Raw genomic sequence first — 25,331 nt, 5'->3', positions numbered from 1 at the left:
AATCTCGAAACACAGCGCACCCACCGATCCCGCCTCGCTGCGGACACCGAAGTGGGAGCTGCAGGCAACCCCAGCCTTGGCAGTCATGATGGGCTCTGGCATGGTGGAGTCATGAGCACAGAAGAGATCATCATCGACGGACCCCTGGCGCGCGCGACGCGGGCACTCTGCCAGGTCGCGGCCAAGCATGTGGCGGACAAGGCCGAGATCGGGAAGTCCGAACTCAAGGACTATGAGAAGGGGATCACCGACCTCACCGCCGAACAGGAGCGTCGACTCGTTCTCGCGCTCGAGCAGTACGGCGCACGGTTCATTCCCGACGGCAAAGAGGGCGGCTACGGCATTCGCCTGAAGTTCAGCCGCGCCAAGGTCCGTGCGATCGAACGCTGGGAGGACGAAGGCGGCACCCCCGGCGCCGATGACGTCTGAACACACTCGCGACGACCGGACAGCCGCCTCGGCGCGGGGAATCCCCGTTCCGAAATCCTGGCAAGACGACTGTGGCCTCGAACCTGCTCGATGCAGGTTCGAGGCCACAGGTGCATCCGTCGGCACCGAGCAACCACCTCGGCGACGTTCGAAGTCACCGGCGGATATCGCCGGTGAAGATCAGTTCTTGCCGATGAACTCGAGGTTGTCGACGACGCGGTTGGAGAAGCCCCACTCGTTGTCGTACCAGGCGACGACCTTGACGTGCTTGCCGTCGACGCGGGTGAGTGCTGCGTCGAAGATCGACGAGGCCGCCTGACCGACGATGTCGGACGAGACCACGGGTTCGGTCTCATAGTCGAGGATGCCCTTGAGTTCGCCGTCGGCGGCCTTCTTATAGGCGTCGAGCACCTCGTCGCGGGTGACCTCACGGGACACGGTCGTGTTGATCTCGACGATCGAACCGACCGGGACGGGCACGCGGATGGCATCGCCGCTGAGCTTGCCGTCGAGCTGCGGGAGGACGAGGCCGATGGCCTTGGCCGCACCCGTGGAGGTCGGGATGATGTTCTCGGCGGCGGCGCGCGCACGGCGGGGATCCTTGTGGGGACCGTCCTGGACCATCTGGTCACCGGTGTAGGCGTGGACGGTGGTCATGAAGCCCTGCTCGATTCCGGCGAGGTCGTCGAGGACCTTGGCCAGCGGGGCCAGGGCGTTCGTCGTGCAGGAGGCGTTGGAGATCACGGTGTGCTCGGGCTTGTAGGCCTCGCTGTTCACGCCGTAGGCGAGGGTGACGTCGGCGCCCTTCGAGGGAGCGGAGACGAGGACCTTCTTCGCGCCGGCGGTGATGTGGGCGCGGGCCTTTTCGGCCTTGGTGAAGCGACCGGTGGATTCGAGCGCGATGTCGATGTCGAGCTCACCCCAGGGCAGTTCGGCCGGATCCTTCTTCGCGAAGACCTTGATGGTCTTGCCGTCGATGACGAGGGAATCCTCGGTGGCCTCGACACTGGGGCCGAAGCGTCCGAGGGTGGTGTCGAACTTCAGCAGCCGAGCGAGATCGTCGACGGGGCCGAGGTCGTTGATGGCAACGACCTCGAGCTCGCTGCCGCGCTCGATCAGGGCCCGCAGGGTGCTGCGTCCGATGCGACCGAAACCATTGATGGCGATGCGAGTCAATGTCACTCCTTGTACACGTTGAACACGGGATTCGTCTTGATATCTCCATCATGGGCGATCTGCACGCGCGGCAACAGTGGCCAGACAGACAATCTGCGCAAGGTTATAGCCAGTTGTATTGCCAGATGTCGAAAGTTTCTCGCCACTGTGATCTGGGTCGCCGAAAAGGAACGAAGGAGGCCCGGAAATGTGGTGCGGAAGGGCGTCTTCTCAGCCCTGGAAGGAGTGACGGTAATCGTTCGGGGAGGTCGAGAGGATGCGTTGGAAGTGCATGCGCAGATTCGCACCCGTTCCGAGTCCCACCTGGTCAGCGATCTGTTCGATGCCCAGGTCGGAGTTCTCCAAGAGCTCCCTGGCGAGGTCGACTCGGGCTCTGAGCACCCATTGCATGGGCGTATAGCCGGTGTCTTCGACGAAACGTCGGGAGAAGGTGCGCACGGAGACTCCGGCGTTGGCGGCGAGGTCCCTCAGGGTGATCTTCTCGCCGATATGCTGCAGCACCCATTCGCGGGTGTCGGCGAAGTCTTCGCCGAGTGGGTCGGGCACGCTGCGCGGAACGTATTGCGCCTGGCCCGCGCTGCGGTAGGCGGCGGCGACGAGACGACGAGCGACCTGGTTGGACAGGCCGACTCCGTGATCGCTGCGGATGAGGTGGAGGCACAGATCGATCGCCGAGGCTGCTCCGGCCGAGGTCAGCAACTGTCCTTCGTCGATGAAGAGGACGTTCTCGTCGACCCTGATCGAGGGGAACCGTCGTGCGAGTTCCTTCGCCGTCGACCAGTGTGTGGTGGCTCGTCGTCCCGCGAGCAGTCCCGTGCGCGCGAGGACGAAGGTGCCGGTGGAGATCGCGGCGATCCGCGTACCGCGTTCGAAGGCCGAGAGCAGGGCCCCGACGACCGAGGCGGGCGGTTCTTCCGCCACCGCCGAGGTGGCACCTGGCAGGATGACCGTGTCCGCGGTCTCCAGCGCCTCGAGTCCCTGGTCGACGGAGTAGTCGAGCCCGTCCGATCCGGTGACCCTGCCTGCGGTGATACCGCAGACCTCGACCTCGTAGGGCCAGATCCCGGTGGGGACTGCCGTGGGCCGGTCTTCGATCGCCGGCGGCACCTCGGCTCGGGTGCGGGCAGTGGCGGCATTCGACTCACGGCCGAAGACCTGGACGGGGACACCGAGGTCCATGGCAGACACCCCGTCCAACGCCAGCACGAGGATGCGGTGCGGGCGGGAACGGGGAGTTCTGCGCGGAAGGGTGCGGGGCTCGTCAGTCATGATCGCCTCTCAGTCTAGGCAATCGGGGCTCGCCCCGGGGCGAACTCAGTGCTCGTGGACCCCGGTGAACTTAAAGCCCAGACGACCGTGGACGAAGGCTCCGCCGGCGCGGATCGCCGAGGCGGTCCACGCGGTCTCGGCCAGTTCGGTCTCCGAGGCGCCGGCCGTGACGGCGGCATTCGAGTGCGCGTCGATGCAGTAGGCGCACTGGGTGGTCAGGCCGACGGCGTAGGCGATGAGCTCGCGGTACTTCAGCGGGATCTCCCGGCCTTCTGCGGCGAAGACAGCGTCGTTGAATCCGCCGAACGCCTTGAGGATGTCGGGCGTGGTCTCTTTGTAGGCCTTGCCGTACTTCGCGTCGTTCTCGCGGTCGAAGAAGTCGGACATCGTGATGCCTCCTGTGATCGGTGTCATTCCGACCCTCACGCTACCGATATCGCTTCTCGGCCGCACCGGTTTCGTCATATGAGGACACCGCTCGCCCCTGGGGGGTGCCGCCTCGATCATCCGCGCTGTTTCGCGCCGGATCTGCAGATCTGTCTGCCCGCTGGAGAAACTCGCGGCACGGGCTCAGTAGAGCGTGTTCTGACCGATGAGGGGCGCCGGGGTGGGCGGGGCAACGGGCTGTGGTTGCGGCGCCGCCGGCGATTCCGGAACGATCGGGGCCGCCGGGGCAGGAGCGACCTGTGCTTCGACCGACGCCGCAGGTTCGACTGTCACTGTTTCGACGTGCGCCGCGGGTCCGGCCTCGGCGGCCATCGCCTCGGCGGTCTCAGTTGCGGGTGTGCCGAAGCTCTGCTCGTTGGGTCCCGCAGTCGGCACGGCAGATGGAGCAGCGGGGGCACCTTCTCGGGAAGTCGCCTCGGTGGGTGCAGGGGAAGCGGGTTCCGACGGGCTCGGCGGGACCGCCTCGGCGATGGCCTCGAACATGGCCAGAGTGCCGTGCTGGGCGGCGAGGCTCACCGGTTCGGGGTCGCTCGAGAGCTTGATGCCGACGGTCTGTGTGGCGCGGTCGATGTAGAGCATCTGCCCGTGGATGCCGATGCCGATGACGACGTTGCGGTCGGCCGAGGGCAGCCAGAACTGGCTGCGGTACATGCCTCCCGGATATGAGCGTCCCGACGGGGATGCGGCGAAGACCTTCGCGGAGTCCTCGGCACCGGTGAAGATGTCCTCGACCCATTCCGCCGAGAGCACGCGTTCGCCGCCCGAGGTCGTGCCGCCGCGGGCGATCATCTCGCCGAAGCGGGCGAGATCGCGCAGGGTGGCGCTCATGGCGCCGTCGGCGATCGACCCGCCCCACCGGTCTTGACAGACCTGGGCGGCATGGGCGGCGCCGATCTGCGACCACACGTATTCGCTGGCGACGATGGAGAACGGCTGGCCGGTGACCGCCTCGGCGATCCAGGCGAGCACATCGGTTTCGCAGCTGCGGTAGACGAACGCCGATCCGTGGTCGCGTTCGCTGGTCAGCCCGGTGAGGAAGTCCTTGATCCCCTTCGCCGAGGTGGCTGTCCGGGGCGCGAAATCGACCGCTTCGAACAGGGCTCGGATCTCCGATCCCTCCTCGAGGTATTCCTCGGAGAACTTGATGCCCGAGCGCATGTCGAGCAGGTCGCGGATGGTCGCTCCCGCGTAGCCGCTCTTCGCCAGGGCAGGGACATGCGTGGTGACGAGGTCTGCGGGGCGCAGCAGTCCGGCGTCGGCGAGGGCACCGATGACGGTGGCGATGATGGATTTGCTCACGGAGAAGAGCATGTGCTGGCGGGCCGGCTTCATCGGCCACGCGTATTCCTCGGCCAGGGCGACCCCGTTGCGGGTGACGAGCCACGCGTCGGTGTGGGTGCCCGCCAGCACGTCGCCGACGGTGGTCCAGTCCTCGTCGATCGCCGGCCATTTCTCACGGTCGACGGCCAAGGGGCGGAAATCGTTGTCTTCGGTGACGAATTCGCGCACCGGTCCGATGCCCCGCGGGATGCCGCCGGTCGGAAAGATCTCCTGCATCCGGGTCAGCGCGAAGGCGAAGAACTCCGGCCACTTCCAGGTGTCGAGGTCGATGCTCTCGAGCACCGCTTCGGAGGGGTCGACGATGGCGTCTTCGCTCGCCGATGCGAGCTCCCCGACGTGCGGGAGAGTGATATCCGGCGCCGAGGCGGGACTGTCGGATCCGTCGGGCGTACCGGGCTCGTCGGGCGCAGCTGCTGCAGAGGGGCCAGGCACACGAGAGCCCGTTGCGCCGGCCGCGCCGGGGGCAGTCTCTGCCGCGGCTGATTCAGCATTGCCACGGGCAGTCTTCTCAGGTCGTTCGGCACCGACATCCGAGCCGGTGCCGATGCCTCTGGTGTTGCCGGAGAGCGCACCGATGCGACGGTTCGGCGAGGTCACCGGGCGGGGCGGAAACGACTCGTCCTCGCCTGCCATGTCACCTCCACTGTCTCGGTCCGAACGGCTCTGCGCATGCGCGGGACTGTCCCGATGCGCAGAGAACAGACTACCTGGGGGAGATGAAACTCCGTAGGCGAAACGGGGCGATTCCGGCGACATCGTATGAGTCGCGCGGGCGCTCTGAAGTCCTCACCAGGTGCGATGATACAGATCATTACCAATCAGTTATTCACCTGACATCCGGTCAGAACAACTGGGCGGATCCGGGCCCGCGAGGCGGCAGGGCCCCGGCCGGCGAGGCGGCAGTGCCCGGCCGCCCGAGCTCCTCCCCGCGAATACAGGTCGCTATCGGATACTTTCTGCGCGGCGGCCGCCGGCTCAGGAGTATCCGATAGTGACCTATGTTTGTCGCTGGCTCCGCGCCAACCCCCACTTCAGCGCAGTTCAGCCTGTCTTCAGCTCCGCTGACGTCGGGCGCCTGACACCTCTCATGTGTCGACGACGGCCCACATCGTGCTCGTGTCCTCATTCGTCGCGATGACGAAACGCCCGCTCGAGCTCTGGTCGGAATAGTCCCCGGCCGGATGGTCGCTGACCGGTTTGCCCGTCTTCGCGTCGAAGAACGTCGTCTTCTTGTTGTCGGTGACGACGATCAATCCGAGGTCCGGCAGAATCCCCTGCCCGCCCCAGCGGCCCGTTTCGCCTTCTTCTTTCAGCCTCGGCCCGTCTGTCGTCCACACTGTTTTACCGGTGGCCGCGTCGAGTGCGGCGATTCCGTCCCGTGGGGCCGGCACGACGACGAGTGTCTGATCGCCGTGGTCGACCGGCTCCCACTGCGGACCGCCGAGACCGCCGATGACAGCGACTGCGGCCTCGGGAGCGTCTGCATGCCACCCGTCGACGGCGCCGTCCGATCCTTGGTACTTCACCGCCGAGGCGAACAGCTGGGTCTGCAGGCACGCCGGCTTCCCTTCGGCCGTGAAGCGCAGTTCGGTGCTGCACACGGCGTCGAAGGTGTCTTCCATGCTCGCGTCGGCGGAGTGTTCGGCGGCTGCCAGCGTGGCCGAGTCGGATGCCTTCAGATCTGCGGGGACGCTCAGTTTCGCCGCCCGCGTCACTGCTGAGCTCATCGGGTCGTCGGGTTCCGTTGATCCGTAGACGTAGGTCAGGCTGCTGGGATCGGCCGTCGGGTACACGGTGAAGTAGTCGCCTCCGGCGTCGTTGATCTCGCGCGCCTCGGTGATGGGGATCGACCCGTGCGTGCCGTCGTCGAAGGAGATCCGCGTGATCATCGACTCATCGCCGTCCATCCAGGACATGATCCCGGTTTTCCGGTCGGGCGCCAGTTCGAGGAGGCGACCGCCGAAGGTCCGTCCGTCCTCACCGACCGACAGCGCCGGCCAGGCTTCCTTCCCCGTTTCCGGGTCGAGCGCATATAGGACGGTGTCCCCTTCGGCTGAGGCTTCACAGTTCTCCTCGGAGTCCATCCAGATGTTCTCGAGGAGGATGAGGTCACCCTCGCCGAGGTGGCTGCCTCCGCTCGTCGACTGTGTTCCGAAGGATTGGGCCGGGCGACAGGAGCCAGCGGTGCCGGGGAGGTCGAAGGACCAAACTTCCTGACCGTCGGCCCACGAGTAGGCGGTGGTCGTACCCGAGTAGTCGTGGACGATGATGTTCTCGCCTGCCGAGTAGGCTTCAGTGCCACCTCCATCGTCTTCGTTGGTGTTGGAGTCGATGCTCCACTTCTCGTCGCCCTCGGCGTCGACGACTCGCAGCTTCTGGCTCATCCAGTCTCCGACGAGCGCCAGGTCCGCTCCGTTGTCGGTGATCACCGAGGCATAGTAGTCGAGCTCGACCGGCTCGGCCAGGGTCGGGGTTGTCGTCGGCGACGGTGTCCCCTCCGGCTCGCCGGCTCCGTCACTGCAGCCGCTCAATGCCACCAAGCCCGCCGCTGCGACCGCTGCCCACATCCGCTTCATGATGCGTTTCTCCTGCTCATACCCCGATTCATAGCTCGATCATATGCGGCGGTCCCTCCGTCTCACTCCATGGGTAGTCCGATCAGACATCACCTGCTCATCGGACAGCGGACTTCTCCAGCAAAAATAGGTCGCTATCGGATACTTTCTGCGCTCAGAAGTATCCGTTATGGACCTAGGTTCGTGGTGTTGCCGGGCGGCTGTAGACGGAGCCGGCTAGATAGCTTCGGCGTACAATGACCGTGAGAACTGGGATGTCAACGTCGATTCCCTGTTCAGCATGATGAGGACAGAGATATGAAGATTCTCGCGCACGCTTTCACCATGGTCCCCACGGATGATCTAGCTGGTGCAGTTTCCGCCCACGTAGCGGGCGGGCTCAACGTCTATTGGCGGCCTGATCCGCGGACTGCGCTTTTGGGAGTCAACGACCGCGCCTGCGTGATGGTTGAAGACGACTCATCCGAAATGGCGCTAGGGTCAGGTCCGGTACTGCTGGTTGACGATGTAGCGACGATCAGCCTGGATGACGCCGCCTCTTGGATCATTTCACCAGTAGAGGTGCCGGTCGGCAATTATGCCGCATCACGCCGGGAAGGAATCATCCTCCGCTACCTTGACCTGACGAGGCTGGAGGACGCCGTTCCGCGAGCCTGGTTCGGAGACGCACTCGATAAGCGAATGACCTGAGCTGAGCCATGAGAAATGATTCGGGAGTTTCTACCTTGAAGACCACAGGAATCACTTTGCAGGTCTACGTGCCGACCGACGAGACCGCCGCAGCGCGATCGTTCTACAGTTCGCTGTTTGGTCGCGAGCCGGAGTTCGAGCCTCACGACGACTTCTTCGAGTGGTCGCCAATCGCCGGCCAGGAATGCTGGTTTCAGGTGTCGGGGAAAGACCAAGCACCCCCATTGCTCAATAGGGTCCGCTTTCGTGTACTCGATCTGGGCGAGGCATTGTCGTTTCTCGACTCCTCCGGGATAGAGCGGTCCGAACCGTCACAGCTGCCTGGTGTCGTCGTCTTTGTTGACTTCGCAGATCCCTGGGGCAACCAGCTCGGCTACTACCAAGACTTGGTTCCGAGTGGACAACAAGCCGAATACCCAGGGACTTCGGTCAACGATGAAGCGCAGTTCACTCGGTTCGCAAAAGAATAAACGAACTCGGCAAGCGTGCGAGACTCACCTGATTCTCGGCGGAGACTGCAAGAAGCGCCCAGCCCCTAAACCAGCCCTTGATCCTCCGCAACGCGGATCGCGCGGGCCCGCGAATCCACACCGAGCTTCGTGAACACGTTGACGAGGTGGCTCTTCACAGTCGCCTCGGTGACGAAGAGCTCCTGGGCGATCTGTACGTTCGAGGCCCCTGTGGCCAGCAGTTTCACGACGTCGCGCTCCCGCCTGGTCAGCTTCGGACTGGGATTGCGCATCGCTGCGAAGACCTTCGATGAGATCTCCGGCGCCATATAGGTCTCCCCCTTCGCCGCCTTCTCGATCGCCGTCGAGATGTCACCCGGGTCGATGTCCTTGAGCAGGTACCCCGATGCCCCCGCGTTGAGTGCGGCGATGATCTCCGAGTCGAGATCGAAGGTGGTGAGGATGAGCACCGCCGGCGGATTCGGTTTCGCTCGCAGCCGCTTCGTCACTTCGATGCCGTCGATCCCCTCCCCCAGTCGCAGGTCGCAGAGGACGACGTCAGGGTCGAGCTCGTCGACGATCGTCAGCGCTTCCTCGCCGCTGCCGGCCTCACCGACGACGGCGATATTGTCCGGCGCCTCGATGACGGACTTCAGACCGGCCCGCACGACCGGGTGGTCGTCGACGAGGATGACTCGAATGCTCATGCCTTTTCTCCGGTGTCGGTGTTCTCGCCCGTGACCTCACCCTCGCCGAGGCTGCCCGCCGAATCCGCGTCCGTGACCTCGGTGTGTGTTCCCTCTCCTTCACCGAGGCGGCTCTCACTGCCGTTCCTCGTGCCCTCGACGGCGCCGCCGAGTCCCTCACCCCGGGTGTGCAGCTGTGATTGGCTGGGCAGGGTCGTAGAGATCGCGAAGCCGGATCCCTGACTCGATTCGATGACGAGTTCACCGCCGAGTTCGCGCATCCTGGAGCCGATGAAGTCGAGACCGAAGCCCGATTCCGGATTCCGCTGCCGATTGTGCGGATCGTCCATTCCGACCCCGTCGTCGACGATGTCCATTCTGATCGCCCCGTCGAGGTCCATGAGGCTGACCATCACTCGTGTGGCCTGCGAGTGCTGCCGAACGTTGGCCAGCGCCGACTGCGCGGTCCGCAGCAGCGCCACCTCCGCCTCGGCGGACAGGGTCGGCAGGGTCTCGTCGACGTCGAGGCGGCCCGTGATCGAGCTGTCCTCTTCCAGCCTGGCGAGCAGACGGCGGATCGCCGCGGTCAGCGCCCCGTCCTCGAGTTCGGCCGGGGCGAGGGCGGCGATGATGCGGCGGATGTCCCGGGAACTCTGCGCGGCGAGGTCCTCGACCTGGGCGAGCACCTGCCCGGCGTGATCATCGGTGGTGCGCTCCGCCTCGGCGTGGGCGATGAGCCGGATCGACGAGATCGACTGCGCGATCGTGTCGTGGATGTCGCGGGAGACGCGGGTGCGTTCCTGGATCTCGCCGGCATGGCGCTGAGTCAGGGCGAGCTCGTCCTGGAGGTCGAGCAGGTTCTGGTGGGCGAGCTCGAGTGAACGCAGCAGTTCCTCCCTGCGGCGGCCCTCGCGCAGCAGTTCGATGTAGCCGCGGGAGAGCCCGAGGGCGAAGACGGCGCCGATGAGGGAGCCGATGATGCTCGGGGTCGGCACCTGCCCGTAGTGGGCGAGTGGGGCGACGATGGTCGCGATGTAGGTGAGTGCGGTGAAGACGATGGCGATGCGCAGGGAGAAGAGGTGGCCGGCGAGCAGCCAGAGGAGGAAGGCGACCCAGATGAACTCGGCGGAGACGAGCAGGGTGCACAGCCAGGCAGCGGCGAGGACGATCAGCCACCATTTCGCCAGCACCAGCGCGCCCGAGCGAGCCGCGCGCACGGCGCCGAGGCCATACCAGGCGAGAAAGACGATGCTCACGGCCACCGCGGCGAGCAACGGAGCGCCGCCGGAGACAGCGCGGATGCAGGAGATGAGCATGAGGACGAGGGCGATGGCATGCTGACCGAACTCCATCGTCCGCTCCGTCCACTTGCGTGCGCCCACGCTGCCACCTTCCTGCAGATCCGCCTCGCAGGCGTTGGTGCCGAGGCGGTGATCCCGTGCTGTCATGAATCTCCCTGCCAACTCAATCACATCCAGGACCCCGGTGGCATGACATATGCGCGACCCGGCGCGGAAACCGAGCTGGCCCGGGCGACGGCGTGCTTCGTCGCCCGGGCCTGTCCAACTCACTCAGCCATCCGCTTGACGTCTGCAGGCTTGGCTTGCGCCGTGTCTGCAGGCTTGGCGTGCGCCCCATCGGTTCGACTCAGTGCCTGCCGTGGTGGGTTCCGGAACCGCTGTAGGCGTGTTCCTTCTCGGCGAGCAGCTGGGTGGAGTGCGCGTCGCGTCCGGCCGCACATGCATCTGCGTTCTCGTGGAAGTGAGTTATCGCCTTGTTCGGCCACCACATCCTGTCGCCGACGAGCCCGAAGATCGAGGGCACGATGACGGTGCGCACGATGATCGTGTCGACGAGCACGCCGACTCCGACGATGAGGCCGAGCTGGCCGAGCACCATCAGCGGCAGCATACCCAAGGCTGCGAACACTCCGGCCAGGACGATGCCGGCGCTGGTGATGACACCGCCGGTGTGGGCGACGGCATCGATCATGCCCTGACGTCCCCCGTGGAGGACGGCCTCCTTCTTCGCTCGGTGGGCGAGGAAGATCGAGTAGTCGATGCCCAGCGCCACGAGGAAGAGGAACGCGAGGATCGGCACCTGCGCATCAAGTGCGGACTGTCCGAAGATCGTCCGTGACAGGAACGCGCCGAGGCCGATCGCCGCAGCCGAGGACACGACGTTGACGAGCAGCAGGGTGAACGCCGCGATGGGGGCGCGGAGGATGCCCAACAGGATGATGAAGCTGATCGCCAGGATCATCGGGACGATCGTGAAGAAGTCCGTCTGGTTGCCGTCGCGGGCGTCGAGCTCCGTAGCCGCGGCACCGCCCACCTGGGCGTTCGCTCCGTCGATGGCGTGGACGTCGCTGCGGATGTCCGCGACGAGGTCGAGGCCCTTCGCACTGTCGGGTTCGTACTCGCCGGTGACCATGATCTTCGTGACCGAGGTGCCGTCGATGTTCGTGTCCTCGATCGTCGAGGCGCGGACGACGCCATTCATATCACTGACCGAATCGACGACGTCATCCGCGTGGTCGGTGTCGGCGAGGATCCAGATCGGCTGGGATTCGCCGGGCGGAAAGTGGTCGGCTAGGACGTCGAGGCCCTGCGCCGATTCGGACTGGACCCGGAACTTCTCGGTCTGGTCGAGGCCGATCGAGGAGCCGATGAAGCCGGTGGCCATGACGCCGAGGATGACGATTCCGGCACCGAGGTGGAGCCCGGGTCTGCGGACCACGCGAGTGGCGATGGTGCGCCAGATCGAGGGCTTGGTCGCCTCGGCGGGGGTGAGCTCCTCCTCCGAGCTCCGCTCGAGCGTCGGGATGAAGGGCCAAAACATCTTCTTGCCGCAGATCGCGAGCACGGGCGGCAGGGCGAACAGCACGGCGGCTGCGGAGATGAGCAGGCCGACGGCCGCGGTGATGCCCAGGCCTCGGGTGCCGGGGATGATCGCGAAGACGAGGCTGAGAAGGGACAGCACGACGGTGAGGTTCGAGGCGAGGATCGTCGTCGCGGTATGCGTCCAGGCCTCGGCGAGCGCGACGCGGTGGTCGGCGAAGCGGCGCAGCTCCTCGCGGTAGCGGGAGATGAACAGCAGTGCGTAGTTCGCGCCGGCGCCGAAGACGAGGACGCTGATGATGCCCGCGTCGAACTGCAGTTCGAGCCAGTCTCCGACGGCCGCGGTCACGGTTGAGGCGAGTCCGTCGGCGGTGCCGATGACGATGAGCGGCAGCAGCCACAGGATCGGCGAGCGGTAGGTGATGATGAGCAGGAGTGCGACGATGACGATGGTGACGATGAGCAGGGTGAAGTCCGCGCCATTGAACGCCGAGGCGATGTCGGCGCCGATCGCGGGACCGCCGGTGACCAGCAGGGACACACCATCGTCTGTGAGTCCGGAGGCGGTCGGGTCGTCGGCGATGGCGGTGCGCAGCTCGTCGACGGTCTCGGCGGTGTCCGAATTCGTCAGACCCACCGTGATCGGCACCATGAGCAGCGCGGCCTGCTTGTCGTCGCTGAGGATCGGCCCAGTCACGGTTTCGGTGGATTCGTCACCGACGGAGTCGCCGAGCGAACCGCCGAGCGTCTTCAGTTCGGCCTGGTCGTCGGCGGACAGTTCGGATCCGTCCTCGTTCGAGGCCACTACCATGACGGACTGCTTGTCCGCATCGGGGAATCTGTCGAGGATCTTCTGTGCCTGAGTGGATTCGGAGTCGGCCGGTGCGGTTTCGTTGGCCCTGTCCTCCCCTGCCCCGGACAGGAGTCCGAAGATCAGAGCGACGAGGACGACGATTCCGCCGAGGACGAGCCACGAACCGCGCTTCGATGTCAGCGTATGTGCGGTTTTCGCCAGTGGTGAGTTCATGACTCCAGTCCATCAATCTGAGGAGTCACACACATCGCCTGTGAGTTCGGATTCGGTCTGCAACTTTCGATGGATAAAACGCGCTGACCTGGGGCGATAGTTTTTCTGAGGGTGGAGGTTCCGCGGAGAGTCAGCGGCTCAGGCGAGCTCGGCCCCCGCCTTCTCGACCTCCGCGAGGGCGGCCCTGCTCGACTCGTCTCCGACGCCCGCGACGAGGTCAGTGAGCACGCGAACGCTCAGCCCCGCGCTCAGCGCGTCGAGGGCGGAAGCGCGTACGCAATGATCGGTGGCGATGCCGACGACGTCCACCTCAGTGATCGTGAGATCACCCAGAAGCTCGCCGAGGCGGCTCCCCCTGTCCGTGATCCCCTGGAAAGCCGAATAGTCGGGTTTGCCTTGGCCCTTGTGGACCTCGTGGGTGATGGCCGCGGTGTCGAGCAGGGGATCGAAGGCCGCGCCGTCGGTGTCTGCGACGCAGTGGACGGGCCAGGAATCGACGAAGTCCGGGGAGTCGCTGAAGTGGCCGCCGTTGTCACTGTCGGCATCGTGCCAGTCGCGGGAAGCGATGACGGCGTCGTAGTCCCCGGCATGGGCGGAGAGGTAGGCGCTGATGCCTTCGGCGACAGCGTCGCCGCCGGTCACGCCGAGCGCGCCGCCTTCGGTGAAATCGTTCTGGACATCGACGATGAGAAGTGCCTTGGCCATGCTTCGAGCATAGGCACGCTCACCGAATTGTCCAGGGCACGAGTCTCACGCCTGCTTGAGGGCGCGCTTCTCAGCCTTCTTCGCTGCCTTGGCGGCGGCCTTCTCGATCGCCTTGGTGCTATCGCCGTCTCCGGCGATGAGGAACAGTCCGCCGAGTGCCGCGAGGTTCTTCGAGAACTGAGTCTGGTGGGCCTTCGCATCGCCGCCCTCCATCTCCCAGAAGGAGTGTCCGGCCAACGTGGTCGGGACGAGGGAGCCGGCGAGCGCCAGTGCCGAGAGTCGCGGCTTGATGCCGAGCAGGAGAGTGGTGCCGGCGAGGATCTGCACGCCGCCGTTGATGCGCACGAGCAGCTCGTTGTCATCGGGCAGCGCGGGGACGTACTCGCGGATGGCGTCCAGCGTCGATTCTGCCATCGCCGCCTTTCCGGCCGGATCCTTCACTGCCGACAGGCCGCCGGTGATGAAGATCGGGGCGGTGAGCATGCGTCCCGCCGTCTGCAGCAGCGATGGTCCAAAAATCACGTAGTACTCCTTAGGTCTATGGGGTTTTGAGCCTAACGGACGCCGGGGCCGTGCCTCAATTTCGAGGACGGCCCCGGCGTCACATTTCGACAGTGATCGGGCGGTCTGCCGACGAACAGACGGTCTGCCGGCGATCAGTCGTTCTGCGCTTGAGCGATCGGCTGTGGGGCAGCCTCGGCGGGCGGGGTCTTCTTGATTCCCAGCTCCGGCTGCCGACGGAACTGACCGGTCGCGACGAGCACGACTATGACCACGGCGGAGACGATCCATCCGGAGACCCCGAGGATCATGGTGAGCGCCGGGTCGGGACTCGAAGCCGCGGCGTCGATGAGCAAAATCATCAGCATTCCGGCGGAACCGTTGAGTCCGGCATGGGCGAAGACGGCCGGCCAGACCGAGCCGGTGCGCAGGCGCAGCCAGCCGAATAGGATGCCGACCATGATGCAGCCGCCGACCATGAGTCCGAGACCGGTGATGTCGGGGCGGCCGAAGTTGTAGCCGAGCAGAATGAGAGGTGCGTGCCACAGCCCCCAGACCGCGCCGACGATGAGCAGGGCAGGCCAGGCGCCCAGGGGGCGGAGGCTGTTGAGCAGCCATCCGCGCCAGCCGAACTCCTCTCCGATGGCGACGAAGACGGTAACCACCGAGCTGATCACCATGATCAGAAGATAGCCGATGACGGCAAGTCCGATCGGCACCGAGTCCAAGCCCGGGAGCGTGGCCATCTGCTGCTTGAACCCGGACAGCCCGGTGAGATCAAGGCTGAGCCAACCGAAGGCCGCGCTGAGGAAATAGCCGAGGACAACGAGAGCCATGATGCCGAAGAAGGCGGCGATGCTCATCCAGATGACTCGCCCGAAGCGACGCAGGGGCCAGATGCCGAAATAGCGGGGCACACTGGCAAGGATCTCTCCCCTGGCACGAGCCCGTCGACGTTGAACGATGGAGGCAACGATGCTGGCGATGAGGGGCGTGAACATCATCAGCGCACCGTAGAGCTGGACGGCGACGACATTGCTGAGGCCCTCACCTGATATCCACAGCGGCAGGCACGCGACCCAGGCGAGTCCGAACGCGATGACGGCGAAGATGCCGAGCTCGAGCCAGGGAACTCGGCCCGGCACGACAGCGAGCGGACGCCCTTTCCGATCGACCGCCTCGGCGGGGGATCCGGCGGTGCCGAGAGAGGTGCCGGTCTCCTCGGCGATGCGCGGTGCAGGGGCCCCCGGGGAAGGGGCTCCGGGCGGAGTCATGGGACCGGACGTCGCAGCGGTCGGTCCCGTCGCCTCGGCGAATCCAGCCTGATTGTGCGTCTGCGTGTTCACAGTTCCTCCTCGCTCCTGCACAGCGCCCATCGTTTCATCGGTGCTCCGTGCCTGTGGTTCCACGCTATGACGCGCATTCGTCCGGTGCCTCCGCCGCGAGGATGAAATCGCACTCAGTCGCGTGGGCGAGATCGGCCCCACCGTCGGGAATCAGGGCCGGTGGGACGCGATCGAACACTTGTGTCTCCAGGCAGGGGAATCGGGGATACGATGACCGACAGACAGAGAATCAACGACGATTCGAATGAAGGAACATCACCATGTCCGAACATCTCCCGGACGCCCACCACCCCGCGGGCGTTCACAACTCCACCGGCAACCGGGCCGGCGACCACCTCTCCGATTCCGACCATCTGGCCGTCCTCGGCTACGAAGACTCCTTCGAGCGGTCGATGAGTCCGTGGGCGAACTTCGCACTCGGCTTCACCTACCTCTCCCCGCTCGTCGGCGTGTATTCACTGCTGGCAGTGGCGCTCTCAACCGGTGGTCCGCCCTCGATCTGGTGGATCGTCATCGTCGCATGCGGTCAGCTGCTCGTCGCCCTCGTCTTCGGCGAAGTCGTCTCCCAGTTCCCCATCGCCGGCGGAATCTACCCATGGGCCAGGCGGCTGTGGAGCAAGCGATATGCGTGGATGGCCGCATGGATCTACATCTGCGCACTCATCGTCACGATCACCTCGGTGGCGGAGTTCGGTGCCGGATTCCTCGCGAGCCTCTTCGGCCTCGAACTCAGCCGCAACTCCACTCTGTTCCTCGGCCTGGCGCTGCTCGTCCTTGCCTTGGCGATCAACTTCTCGGGCACGAAATGGTTGGCCCGCATCGCGCGCATCGGCCTCTTCGCCGAACTCATCGGCGTCATCGGGCTCGGCCTGTTCCTGCTCTTCTTCGAACGCAAGCACAGCTTCTCCGTCTTCTTCGACACCATGGGCACCGCGGGCGACGGCAGCTACCTGCCCGTCTTCATGGGAGCCGCAGTCGCCGGGCTCTTCCTCTTCTACGGATTCGAAGCGTGCGGCGACGTCGCCGAGGAAGTGTCGAATCCGGCTCGCGGCATCCCGAAGGCGATGCTCATGACGATCTTCGTCGGAGCGGTCTCGGCCCTGTTCTCCTTCGGCGGCTATGTGCTCGCGGCACCGAACCTCGATGAGATCGTCGCCGGTGAGGTCGCCGACCCGATTCCCGCGATCCTCGCCGGCAGCCTCGGCGATGTCGGTGCGAAGATCTTCCTCATCGTGGCGGTCCTGGCGTTCATCTCCTGCGTGCTCAGCCTGCAGGCGGCCGCATCGAGGCTGATCTTCAGCTTCGCCCGCGACGGAATGATGCCCGGACACCGGTGGCTGTCGAAGGTCACCGACGGGACGAAGATCCCGCACAATGCCCTCATCGTCGCCTGTACTGCACCCGCCCTGATCTGCGTGCTCATCTGGTTCAACGACGGAATCCTCGTCGCGGTGACCTCGTTCGCGATCCTCGGAATCTACCTCGCCTTCCAGATGGTCGTCCTCGGGGCGCTCCGGCAGCGGCTGCGCGGGTGGAAGCCTGCGGGGCCTTGGTCGCTGGGCGGCTGGGGCATCGTGGTCAATATCGCAGCCCTGGCCTACGGCATCTTCGCAATGGTCTTGCTGTCGCTGCCGGGAGACTCCGGATCGTTCTTCGCCGACTGGATCGTGCTCATCGGTCTGGTCGTCGTGCTGGTGGCCGGATGCATCTACCTGTTCACGGCACGTCCCGATCGGAAGTCCGACGCTCCCGAAGGTGACGCCATCGCCGTCGCCGAGGCGATCCGCGCCCACCGCGCGAAGCTGTAACTCACGCGGGGCGCGCCCACTTCCCCGAATAGCGGTCACTAACGGAGACTGTCCTCGAATCTAGGTCACCATCGGATACTTTCTGGCTCGAGAAATGTCCGATGGTGACCTATGTTCTGGCCCGGAAGTCCGATGGTGACCACTATTTCGCAGCCACCCTATGCCGCCCTGACTGCGCACCTCGCTGAGTCCACTCGCACACTCACTCCTGTGCAGAGATTCATTCGAGTCGTCGCCGGGGCACCCGAAGCTTCTCCTGGGCGCTCTGACATCGCCGAAGATCACCCCTAACTCCGGCCTCAACTGGTTGTGGACAAATGATCTGACTCAGGCGCATACAGGCTGTGGATGCAAAACGGATGCCCACAGCAGCTTCAGGCAGGTCTTCCCACACGCTGAGTCCAAGTAGACGATCTGTGCATGAAGCACCCTCTGAACTATGCCGACTATCCAGCAATCGTCTCGGTCCCCGAAGCACGTGCACGCGGCGCCTCCGACTACGACATCCGCTCCGGCCGCAACTTTCCACCAGCTACCTGGGGAATCCGCTTCGACGGCACCGCCCCCACTGAGTTTCCGATTCCGACTTGGGCGGATGATGACTGGATCAAAGAAGCTCAAGTGTTGCTCGCCCTTGCCCACCGACACCCCGGAGTCGTCGCATGCAGTGAAACTGCTGCGCGTCTGTTCGGGTGGCCGTTACCGCGTTCCATCGGCAGAGACAGTCTGCATCTGGCAACGTCGGACATCAACAAACGCATTCGCAGAAGAGGCGTGACGCTTCATCGGATGAGAACGCTCAGACGAACTGCCTGGTTGGGCCTTCCGGTTCTGAGTCCGTTGCAGGTCTTCAGCCAACTCGCGGCCGTCAGTTCGGTTGATTCGCTGGTGAAGATGGGAGATGCTGCGATCGGCGATTGGAAGAGCCCGACCCAGTTCTCACTGGAAGACCTGGCCAAGCACATCTCCGGCACGAAACATCTCAGAGCAAGGTCGAAGCTGCTTTCCGCCTTCGAACTGATCAGAGAAGATGTCGACTCGCCGATGGAGACTGATCTCCGACTCTGGGCTGCTTCCCGAGACCTTCCTGAACCCGTCGTCCACCCTGCTGTGTACTGCCCGACGATCGACCGGACCCTGAATCCCGACCTCGGCTACCCGAAGGTGAAACTCGCATTGGAGTACGAGGGAGACCATCACAGGACATCAGAGGGACCGTGGGCCGCCGATATCGACCGAGTCAACGCGCTGAAGGCCGCTGGCTGGACGGTATTGCGAGTAACGAAGTCAACCAATCGCCGTCAATTTGAACGCGACATCCGCCAACACCTCGGGCTGCAGTGAAAAATGTAGGTCACCATCGGACATTTCTGGCGCCGGAAACCCTCTGTGTCAGGCTGGTTGTGAGCCACTCCGGATAAGAGAGGAACCGGAGCACCATGGCCATCACCCCTGGATACACTGTCGAAGAGATCCGATGCTGACCTATATTCAGGCACAGATGTCCGATCGCGGCCTACTGTTTCGCGCGACGCCAGCCTCGTGGGCAGATGCAGCGGGCGGGTCGCAGCGGCTTCCGACGGACTGCCGCTTACCCTGCCTTAGACCCCGAGTTCGGGAGCGAATGCCAGCGGGCCGGCCGGCACCTCGCCGGCCAGCGGCATCGCCATGAGGGCTTCGTCGGGAACGTCGACATACAGGGTGATTCCGAACCCTGAGGCCGGAGTGAAACCGAAGCGCGGGTAGTACTCGGGATGCCCGAGGACGACAGCGAAGGCCTCACCGCTGCGGGCAGCTTCGGTCAGGAGAGCTTCGATCACGGCGGTCCCGGCACCGGTGCGCTGATGATCGGGCCATACGGAACAGGGCGCAAGGCAGACTCCGAGGACTTCGCCGACGAAGCACCGGGAGAGCATGGCGTGGGCGATGATCTCACCGTCGAGTACGCCGACGAACGACAGCCCCTCGATCCCACTGCCGGATGCACGAAGGGCATCGACGATCTCGGCCTCATCGATCCTGTCGAACGCGGCGGTCGTCAATGAGCGGATCGCATCGCTGTCGCGGGAAGCCTCGGGGCGAACGGCGAACTGAGGTGCGGGAGGATTCGTCACCCACACACGATAGCAATCGGCAGGGCCGCCTCGGCGATGCATTGAGGGAGCGTGGGCTGCGGCACTGTCCCCGTTCAGCACCGCGTCCACCCGCACCATTCACATAAAAATACAATCCTATGTATAACCATTCGACAATCGTCGGAGAATGACGTTACGCTGGTGCCATGTCGAAAGTACTGTCTTCGCTCCCAGTCGGTGAGCACGTTGGAATCGCCTTCTCCGGCGGATTGGACACCTCCTGCGCGGTTGCGTGGATGCGCCACAAGGGTGCCGTCCCCTGCACGTACACGGCCGACATCGGCCAGTACGACGAACCCGACCTGGACTCGGTGACCGAACGCGCGAAGGAATACGGCGCCGAGATCGCGCGCTTCGTCGACGCCAAGCGCCTGCTCGTCGAAGAGGGCTTCGTCGCCCTCCAGTGCGGTGCGTTCAACGTCCGTTCCGGCGGCAAGACTTATTTCAACACCACTCCCCTGGGCCGCGCAGTCACGGGCACCATGCTCGTGCGGGCCATGAAGGAAGACGGCGTCGACATCTGGGGCGACGGCTCGACGTACAAGGGCAACGACATCGAGCGCTTCTACCGCTACGGCCTCATGGCCAACCCGAAGCTGCGCATCTACAAGCCCTGGCTCGACTCGGAGTTCGTCGATGAGCTAGGCGGCCGGCAGGAGATGAGCGAATGGCTCGTCGAGCACGGCTACCCCTACCGCGACTCGGCCGAGAAAGCCTACTCGACGGACGCGAACATCTGGGGCGCCACCCACGAGGCGAAGACTCTGGAGTTCCTCGACGCCGGACTCGACATCGTCGAACCGATCATGGGCGTCGCCGCCTGGCGCGATGATGTCGAAGTCAAGTCCGAAGAGGTCTCGGTCCGCTTCGAGGCCGGCCGTCCCGTCGCCATCAACGGCGAAGAATTCGACGACCCTGTCGCCCTGGTCTTCAAGGCCAATGAGATCGGCGGCCGCCACGGGCTCGGCGTCTCCGACCAGATCGAGAACCGCATCATCGAAGCGAAGTCCCGCGGCATCTACGAGGCTCCGGGCATGGCCCTGCTGCACGTGACTTACGAACGCCTGCTCAACGCCATCCACAACGAGGACACCATCGCCCTCTACCACGAAGAGGGCCGCCGCCTCGGCCGGCGGATGTACGAGGGACGCTGGCTCGACCCGCAGTCGCTCATGCTGCGGGAATCCATGCAACGGTGGGTCGCCTCGGCGATCACCGGCGAGGTCACCCTGCGCCTGCGCCGCGGCGACGACTACACGATCGTCAACACCGAGGGCCCGAACCTGTCCTACCACCCGGAGAAGCTGTCGATGGAGCGCGTGGGCGACTCCGCCTTCGGCCCCGAGGACCGCATCGGCCAGATGACCATGCGCAACCTCGACATCGCCGACTCGCGTGCCCGCCTCGAGCAGTACGCGGCCATGGGCATCGTGTCCGGCCCGACCTCGGAGCTCGTGGGCTCGTTGGAGGCCGGCGGCGCCGAGGAGATCGCGAACTCCAACGCCGAGGTGGACGAAGCCGGTGACCTCGCCGGACTGTCCGCCGCCTTCGACGCCGGTACGGACTGAGGCCCTCCCGCGCCGGAGGTCCCCAGAACTTCCGGAGGTACCGCGCAGCATGAGACTCGCGGCCTCCGGTTGAGAACAGAGAACGGCCGGCAGGTGGCTCCACGATCAGCGTGATCGACGGAGTCCACCTGTCGGCCGTTTCGCATTCACCGCACGATGCAATGCGCGTACCCGCAGGTGACGCGGCCATGGAATGATTCGTTCCATGACTTCCGATTCCCGGAACAACGTCCAGACCCTCGCCGAGGCGGTCGACCGAGATCTGCGTGCCCGTGGCCGCAGCGAACGCGCTCAGAAGGAAAAGGCCTATCTCAAAAGCGAACTCATCCATTTTGGAGTGAGCGTCCCGGACACTCGCGCCGTCGTTCGTGAGGCTCTGCGCGGGACGGCACTGGGCCACGACGAGGTCATCGAGCTGACACGACTCCTCTGGGCCGCACCGACACCGGAAGGCTCTTCCTCCGGCGACGACGCATCAGCTGGCGAAGCGCAGCAGGCTGTTGACGCCACCCCGCCGACAGGAGCATCCGCGCCGGTCCACGAACGTCGCGCCGCGGCCACGATGGTGCTCATCCAGTCGAAGGACCGCCTCGGCGGCGGGGATGCGGATTACATCGAGGGCCTGCTTCGAGAGGCGAAGACCTGGGCCCTTGTCGACCCTCTGGCCGGGGATCTCGTCGGGCCGTTGAGCGAACGTAATACTGCCTTCGACTCCGCTCTCGAGCGCTGGGCGAGCGATGAGGATTTCTGGATTCGTCGCTCGACCCTACTGGCACACCTGGTTCCCCTACGGCAGGGCCGCGGCGACTTTGACCGGTTTTCCAGATTCGCCGATGCGATGCTCCAGGAGAAGGAATTCTTCATTCGCAAGGCCATCGGCTGGGTGCTGCGCGACACCTCGCGCAAACGCCCCGACCTCGTCTTCGACTGGATCCTCCCGCGCGCTCACCGCGCCTCTGGGGTGACGATCCGGGAGGCGGTCAAGCGACTCTCACCTGAACAGCGGGAGGCTGTGCTCAACGCCAGGTGACTCAAGCCTCGGCCGCAGGTGACCCGAGTCCCGACTATCTGACTCCACCCTGCCGACCGGCGGGTGGCCCGGCAGCTGGCGTGCCGCATCCTCGGGGTTGCCGGTCAGCTCGACGACTCCGCGGTCGAGCGCGGCCTGAGCCAACTGCGGATACCCAGCCGCCGAGGCAGCCCGAGCAATGACCTCGATAGCCGACCTTGCGGGGCGTCGCCCGGTCCCTGCGAACCAGATCCAGCGGCCGTCGATCGACCGTGGAATCGGGTCGAGGGCCAGTGTGAAACGCCTGCGCCCGCGCCTGGCGTCCTCGGCCGAGCAGGCAACGAAGTGGACACCGTTCTTTGTCCACCAGGACGCTCGCAGGGTCGACTGCGCGATCTGTCCTTGGAGTCCGACCTCTTTGAGGTATCTGTTCGCACCGGCGACCCCGGCGATACTTCCGGGCGTGAGCTGCTGATAGGGAATGGCGTAGGGATGAATACCCGCAGCAATGGAACCGACTAGGATCCCTCGTTCGCAGACGATGAGCCGCTCGCCCGAGAGGTAGAGAAGGATCAGACCGAACATCACCGCGAAGATGATGCCCGGAGCAATTGCCAACAGCGGCGTCTCCCCCGGGTTGATGAATGTCAGAGCTGTGAAGAGCACCCAGCCGAGGACGAACCCCGTCACGGTCTTCGGTCCCGGGCGGTCGGCGAAGACCTCGATGACCTCGCCGAGTTCCTCCCGGTGACGACGGACTTTCCTCATCTCAGTACCCAACAGAACCCAACCGTCGGATCAGTAGTCAGAACAACCTGACTCCACGCATACGAAAAAGTCCCTCACCAGCGAACCCGCCAGGTGAGGGACTTACTCTCGGTGCGCCACGAGGGATTCGAACCCCCAACCTTCTGATCCGTAGTCAGATGCTCTATCCGTTGAGCTAGTGGCGCATGTCGCTCGGACTCACGCCCTGCAACTCGAACAACTATACACACCCGTTTCACCGAAGCCCAAATCGCACCCACGTGCGCTTCGCCACATTCACACGAACGGTCGATGCCGCCTCGGCGAGAGGGATGAAATCGCAGATTTCAGCCCTGCATCACGCGTGCAACAATCGGTCAATACCTTGAAATAACACGTCAGTCAATTGTCGCATTCGCGGCAATCGACCTCTGGCTGTGATCCAATGCACATCTTAGAGTGACCGAAACCAGCGTTTTTCGCTTCCGCCCCCATCCTACGGTGGATGTGTACCAAGCGCTCGACGGACTCCAGCCGCCTGAGACGAAAACCCCACACTCGATTGACCAGGAGACCACTCATGACTGTCCTCGACCATGATGTCGTCGCTGACCAGCTGAAGAACGCACCGACCGACAACGAGTCGGTGCTCTCATTCGTCGGCCGGATCGCCGCCCTGACCACCCCGGACGACATCGTCTGGATCGATGGTTCCGAAGCACAGAAGAACGAGATCGCTGAGAAGCTCGTCGAGGCCGGCACCATCAAGCGCCTGACCGGCACCAAGGACTCCTACTACGCGGCCTCCGACCCCGAGGACGTCGCCCGCGTCGAGGGCCGGACCTACATCTGCTCCGAGGACGAGAAGGATGCCGGTCCGCTCAACAACTGGGTCGCCCCCGCGGAGATGAAGGAAACCCTCAATCCGCTGTTCGACGGCTCGATGCGCGGACGCACCATGTACGTCATCCCCTTCGTCATGGGCCACGCCGAGGCGGATCAGCCGATGTTCGGCATCGAGGTCACCGATTCGGCCTACGTCGTGCTCTCCATGCTCGTCATGGCTCGCTCGGGCAAGTACGCCCTCGACGCGATCGACACCCAGAACGCGAAGTTCGTCGAGTGCGTCCACTCCGTCGGCGCTCCGCTGGACGAGGGACAGGAAGACGTCGCCTGGCCCTGCAACACCACGAAGTACATCACCCACTTCCCCGAAGAGCGCTCGATCTGGTCCTTCGGCTCCGGCTACGGCGGCAACGCGCTGCTGGGCAAGAAGTGCTACGCGCTGCGCATCGCCTCCGCCATCGCCCGCGACGAGGGCTGGCTGGCCGAGCACATGCTCATCCTCAAGCTGACGAACCCCGAAGGCGTCGTCAAGTACGTCGCCGCCGCGTTCCCCTCGGCCTGCGGCAAGACCAACCTCGCCATGATCGAACCCACCATCCCCGGCTGGAAGGCCGAGACCCTCGGCGACGACATCGCATGGATGCGCTTCGGAGACGACGGCCAGCTCTACGCCGTCAACCCCGAGTTCGGGCTCTTCGGAGTTGCTCCGGGCACCGGATACACCACGAACCCGACCGCGATGCGCGCCATCGAAGAAGGCGGCAACATCTTCACCAACGTCGCCCTGACCGACGACGGTGACGTGTGGTGGGAAGGTAAGACCGACGAGGCGCCGGCGCACCTCACCGACTGGAGGGGCAACGACTGGACTCCTGAGTCCGACACCCCCGCCGCCCACCCGAACTCGCGCTTCTGCACCCCGATCGCGAACGTGCCGACCCTGGCACCCGAGTGGACCAACCCGAACGGCGTGCCGATCTCGGCCATCCTCTTCGGCGGGCGCCGCAAGACCACGATGCCGCTCGTGACCGAGACCAAGGATTGGACCCACGGCGTGTTCATGGGCTCGGTGCTCTCCTCGGAGACCACCGCCGCCGCGACCGGTGCCGTCGGCGTCGTCCGCCGCGACCCGATGGCGATGCGTCCGTTCATCGGCTACAACGTCGGTGACTACCTGCAGCACTGGCTCGACATCGGCAACACCGAGGGCGCCCAGCTGCCGAAGATCTTCTACGTCAACTGGTTCCGCCGCGACGACGACAACTCGTTCCTGTGGCCCGGATTCTCCGAGAACTCGCGCGTTCTCAAGTGGGTCTTCGAGCGCGTCACCGGCACCGCCGAGGCCGTCGAGTCCCCGCTGGGCCTCACCCCGGTCGAAAGCGGCCTGGACACCGAGGGCCTCGACTTCACCGATGAGCAGCTGCGCAAGGCTCTCGCCATCAAGCCCGAAGAGTGGGAGACCGAACTCGGCCTCATCGAAGAATGGTACGCCGAGCTCGGCGATTCGGTTCCGGCCGAACTGCGCGCCGAGGTCGACAACCTCCGTCAGCGCCTCGGCCTCGCCTGAGCCTCCTGACCGAGTCCCTCGCTTGAGTCGCTGACGGCCTGAGCCGTCCGGCTGATGACAATCCCCCAACCGCCGCCGAGGTGGTTGGGGGATTGTCGTGTTCCGTCGAGGCTGCGGGGTTGACCGTTTGAGGGCCGCCTGAGTTCCATGGTTGATTCGCGGCTATACC

At 64.8% G+C, this 25,331-nt stretch carries 21 protein-coding genes and 1 tRNA gene; 8 read left to right on the top strand and 14 right to left on the bottom strand.

Going from position 1 to position 25,331, the window contains the following annotated elements:
• Nucleotides 1-111 precede the first annotated feature (111 nt).
• A complete protein-coding gene (locus GUY37_RS02355; RefSeq protein ID WP_208094740.1) occupies nt 112-429 on the top strand; it encodes an XRE family transcriptional regulator in 318 nt (105 codons plus the stop codon).
• A 180-nt stretch (nt 430-609) separates the two neighbouring features.
• Here the strand turns inward: GUY37_RS02355 and gap are convergent, their stop codons facing one another.
• The 5 genes from gap to GUY37_RS02330 form a co-directional block, all read right to left on the bottom strand.
• Complete coding sequence (gap, locus tag GUY37_RS02350; RefSeq protein WP_166821736.1) at nt 610-1,605, bottom strand: type I glyceraldehyde-3-phosphate dehydrogenase; 996 nt, start codon at nt 1,603-1,605, stop codon at nt 610-612.
• Nucleotides 1,606-1,815: 210 nt separating this feature from the next.
• Nucleotides 1,816-2,874: a GlxA family transcriptional regulator gene (locus tag GUY37_RS02345; protein ID WP_166821733.1), complete on the bottom strand. Its 1,059-nt coding sequence runs from the start codon at nt 2,872-2,874 to the stop codon at nt 1,816-1,818.
• A 45-nt stretch (nt 2,875-2,919) separates the two neighbouring features.
• Nucleotides 2,920-3,288 carry a carboxymuconolactone decarboxylase family protein gene (locus GUY37_RS02340; RefSeq protein WP_228278310.1) on the bottom strand — a complete coding sequence of 123 codons (369 nt, stop codon included), beginning with the start codon at nt 3,286-3,288 and terminating at the stop codon, nt 2,920-2,922.
• A gap of 156 nt (nt 3,289-3,444) precedes the next feature.
• Nucleotides 3,445-5,295 (bottom strand): serine hydrolase domain-containing protein, encoded by a 1,851-nt coding sequence (locus GUY37_RS02335; protein ID WP_228278309.1) that lies wholly within the window; start codon nt 5,293-5,295, stop codon nt 3,445-3,447.
• 452 nt (nt 5,296-5,747) lie between these two features.
• A complete protein-coding gene (locus GUY37_RS02330; protein ID WP_166821730.1) occupies nt 5,748-7,238 on the bottom strand; it encodes an outer membrane protein assembly factor BamB family protein in 1,491 nt (496 codons plus the stop codon).
• A 297-nt stretch (nt 7,239-7,535) separates the two neighbouring features.
• Here GUY37_RS02330 and GUY37_RS02325 point away from each other — a divergent pair, with 297 nt between their 5' ends.
• Entirely contained in the window at nt 7,536-7,928 is a 393-nt protein-coding gene (locus GUY37_RS02325; RefSeq protein ID WP_166821727.1) for a hypothetical protein, read from the top strand.
• A gap of 35 nt (nt 7,929-7,963) precedes the next feature.
• On the top strand, nt 7,964-8,398 hold the full coding sequence (locus GUY37_RS02320; RefSeq protein ID WP_166821724.1) for a VOC family protein: 435 nt from the start codon (nt 7,964-7,966) through the stop codon (nt 8,396-8,398).
• A gap of 65 nt (nt 8,399-8,463) precedes the next feature.
• Here the strand turns inward: GUY37_RS02320 and GUY37_RS02315 are convergent, their stop codons facing one another.
• The 6 genes from GUY37_RS02315 to GUY37_RS02290 all read right to left on the bottom strand — a co-directional run bounded on the left by GUY37_RS02315 (nt 8,464) and on the right by GUY37_RS02290 (nt 15,482).
• A complete protein-coding gene (locus GUY37_RS02315; protein ID WP_166821721.1) occupies nt 8,464-9,084 on the bottom strand; it encodes a response regulator in 621 nt (206 codons plus the stop codon).
• On the bottom strand, nt 9,081-10,511 hold the full coding sequence (locus GUY37_RS02310) for a sensor histidine kinase (RefSeq protein ID WP_228278308.1): 1,431 nt from the start codon (nt 10,509-10,511) through the stop codon (nt 9,081-9,083). Before GUY37_RS02310 ends, GUY37_RS02315 begins: the two co-directional genes overlap by 4 nt.
• 199 nt (nt 10,512-10,710) lie before the next feature.
• Nucleotides 10,711-12,930: an MMPL family transporter gene (locus GUY37_RS02305; protein ID WP_166821718.1), complete on the bottom strand. Its 2,220-nt coding sequence runs from the start codon at nt 12,928-12,930 to the stop codon at nt 10,711-10,713.
• A 138-nt stretch (nt 12,931-13,068) separates the two neighbouring features.
• Nucleotides 13,069-13,635, bottom strand: coding sequence for an isochorismatase family protein (locus GUY37_RS02300; protein WP_166821715.1), 567 nt, complete (start codon nt 13,633-13,635; stop codon nt 13,069-13,071).
• A gap of 45 nt (nt 13,636-13,680) precedes the next feature.
• On the bottom strand, nt 13,681-14,157 hold the full coding sequence (locus tag GUY37_RS02295) for a DoxX family protein (protein WP_166821712.1): 477 nt from the start codon (nt 14,155-14,157) through the stop codon (nt 13,681-13,683).
• Nucleotides 14,158-14,291: 134 nt separating this feature from the next.
• A complete protein-coding gene (locus GUY37_RS02290; protein WP_228278307.1) occupies nt 14,292-15,482 on the bottom strand; it encodes a CPBP family intramembrane glutamic endopeptidase in 1,191 nt (396 codons plus the stop codon).
• Nucleotides 15,483-15,742: 260 nt separating this feature from the next.
• On the opposite strand from GUY37_RS02290, the gene GUY37_RS02285 reads away from it, so the two are divergent.
• Together GUY37_RS02285 and GUY37_RS02280 are read left to right on the top strand one after the other, a co-directional pair.
• Nucleotides 15,743-17,290, top strand: coding sequence for an APC family permease (locus GUY37_RS02285; RefSeq protein ID WP_166821710.1), 1,548 nt, complete (start codon nt 15,743-15,745; stop codon nt 17,288-17,290).
• Between the two features lie 420 nt (nt 17,291-17,710).
• Nucleotides 17,711-18,634 (top strand): hypothetical protein, encoded by a 924-nt coding sequence (locus tag GUY37_RS02280; RefSeq protein ID WP_166821707.1) that lies wholly within the window; start codon nt 17,711-17,713, stop codon nt 18,632-18,634.
• A gap of 257 nt (nt 18,635-18,891) precedes the next feature.
• Here the strand turns inward: GUY37_RS02280 and GUY37_RS02275 are convergent, their stop codons facing one another.
• The gene (locus tag GUY37_RS02275; protein WP_228278306.1) at nt 18,892-19,404 is read right to left on the bottom strand and encodes a GNAT family N-acetyltransferase; all 513 of its coding nucleotides are present in this window, start codon (nt 19,402-19,404) and stop codon (nt 18,892-18,894) included.
• Nucleotides 19,405-19,571: 167 nt separating this feature from the next.
• Between GUY37_RS02275 and argG the strand changes: the two genes are divergently transcribed.
• Entirely contained in the window at nt 19,572-20,993 is a 1,422-nt protein-coding gene (gene argG, locus GUY37_RS02270; protein ID WP_166821701.1) for an argininosuccinate synthase, read from the top strand.
• A 205-nt stretch (nt 20,994-21,198) separates the two neighbouring features.
• A complete protein-coding gene (locus tag GUY37_RS02265; RefSeq protein WP_228278305.1) occupies nt 21,199-22,023 on the top strand; it encodes a DNA alkylation repair protein in 825 nt (274 codons plus the stop codon).
• On the opposite strand, the gene GUY37_RS02260 is transcribed toward GUY37_RS02265, so the two are convergent.
• On the bottom strand, nt 21,985-22,770 hold the full coding sequence (locus GUY37_RS02260; protein ID WP_166821695.1) for a hypothetical protein: 786 nt from the start codon (nt 22,768-22,770) through the stop codon (nt 21,985-21,987). The two genes, GUY37_RS02265 and GUY37_RS02260, sit on opposite strands and share 39 nt — an antisense overlap.
• A 112-nt stretch (nt 22,771-22,882) precedes the next feature.
• A tRNA-Arg gene (locus GUY37_RS02255) sits at nt 22,883-22,955 on the bottom strand.
• Nucleotides 22,956-23,329: 374 nt separating this feature from the next.
• Between GUY37_RS02255 and GUY37_RS02250 the strand changes: the two genes are divergently transcribed.
• Nucleotides 23,330-25,162 carry a phosphoenolpyruvate carboxykinase (GTP) gene (locus GUY37_RS02250; RefSeq protein WP_166821692.1) on the top strand — a complete coding sequence of 611 codons (1,833 nt, stop codon included), beginning with the start codon at nt 23,330-23,332 and terminating at the stop codon, nt 25,160-25,162.
• The last annotated feature ends 169 nt before the right edge of the window (nt 25,163-25,331 follow it).

Origin of the sequence: Brevibacterium limosum (assembly GCF_011617705.1) — a bacterium.
In the GTDB taxonomy this organism is placed as follows: Bacteria; Actinomycetota; Actinomycetes; order Actinomycetales; family Brevibacteriaceae; genus Brevibacterium; species Brevibacterium limosum.
The sequence above is the reverse complement of the archived record's forward strand: the minus strand, read 5'-3'. Positions and strand labels throughout refer to the sequence as shown.

Excerpts from the sequence above, each read along its gene's own strand:
- GUY37_RS02355 (WP_208094740.1), top strand. The coding sequence starts at position 112 with ATGAGCACAGAAGAGATCATCATCGACGGACCCCTGGCGCGCGCGACG.
- GUY37_RS02345 (WP_166821733.1), bottom strand. The coding sequence starts at position 2,874 with ATGACTGACGAGCCCCGCACCCTTCCGCGCAGAACTCCCCGTTCCCGC.
- GUY37_RS02340 (WP_228278310.1), bottom strand. The coding sequence starts at position 3,288 with ATGACACCGATCACAGGAGGCATCACGATGTCCGACTTCTTCGACCGC.
- GUY37_RS02335 (WP_228278309.1), bottom strand. The coding sequence starts at position 5,295 with ATGGCAGGCGAGGACGAGTCGTTTCCGCCCCGCCCGGTGACCTCGCCG.
- GUY37_RS02330 (WP_166821730.1), bottom strand. The coding sequence starts at position 7,238 with ATGAAGCGGATGTGGGCAGCGGTCGCAGCGGCGGGCTTGGTGGCATTG.
- GUY37_RS02325 (WP_166821727.1), top strand. The coding sequence starts at position 7,536 with ATGAAGATTCTCGCGCACGCTTTCACCATGGTCCCCACGGATGATCTA.
- GUY37_RS02315 (WP_166821721.1), bottom strand. The coding sequence starts at position 9,084 with ATGAGCATTCGAGTCATCCTCGTCGACGACCACCCGGTCGTGCGGGCC.
- GUY37_RS02310 (WP_228278308.1), bottom strand. The coding sequence starts at position 10,511 with ATGACAGCACGGGATCACCGCCTCGGCACCAACGCCTGCGAGGCGGAT.
- GUY37_RS02305 (WP_166821718.1), bottom strand. The coding sequence starts at position 12,930 with ATGAACTCACCACTGGCGAAAACCGCACATACGCTGACATCGAAGCGC.
- GUY37_RS02300 (WP_166821715.1), bottom strand. The coding sequence starts at position 13,635 with ATGGCCAAGGCACTTCTCATCGTCGATGTCCAGAACGATTTCACCGAA.
- GUY37_RS02285 (WP_166821710.1), top strand. The coding sequence starts at position 15,743 with ATGTCCGAACATCTCCCGGACGCCCACCACCCCGCGGGCGTTCACAAC.
- GUY37_RS02280 (WP_166821707.1), top strand. The coding sequence starts at position 17,711 with ATGAAGCACCCTCTGAACTATGCCGACTATCCAGCAATCGTCTCGGTC.
- argG (WP_166821701.1), top strand. The coding sequence starts at position 19,572 with ATGTCGAAAGTACTGTCTTCGCTCCCAGTCGGTGAGCACGTTGGAATC.
- GUY37_RS02265 (WP_228278305.1), top strand. The coding sequence starts at position 21,199 with ATGACTTCCGATTCCCGGAACAACGTCCAGACCCTCGCCGAGGCGGTC.
- GUY37_RS02260 (WP_166821695.1), bottom strand. The coding sequence starts at position 22,770 with ATGAGGAAAGTCCGTCGTCACCGGGAGGAACTCGGCGAGGTCATCGAG.
- GUY37_RS02250 (WP_166821692.1), top strand. The coding sequence starts at position 23,330 with ATGACTGTCCTCGACCATGATGTCGTCGCTGACCAGCTGAAGAACGCA.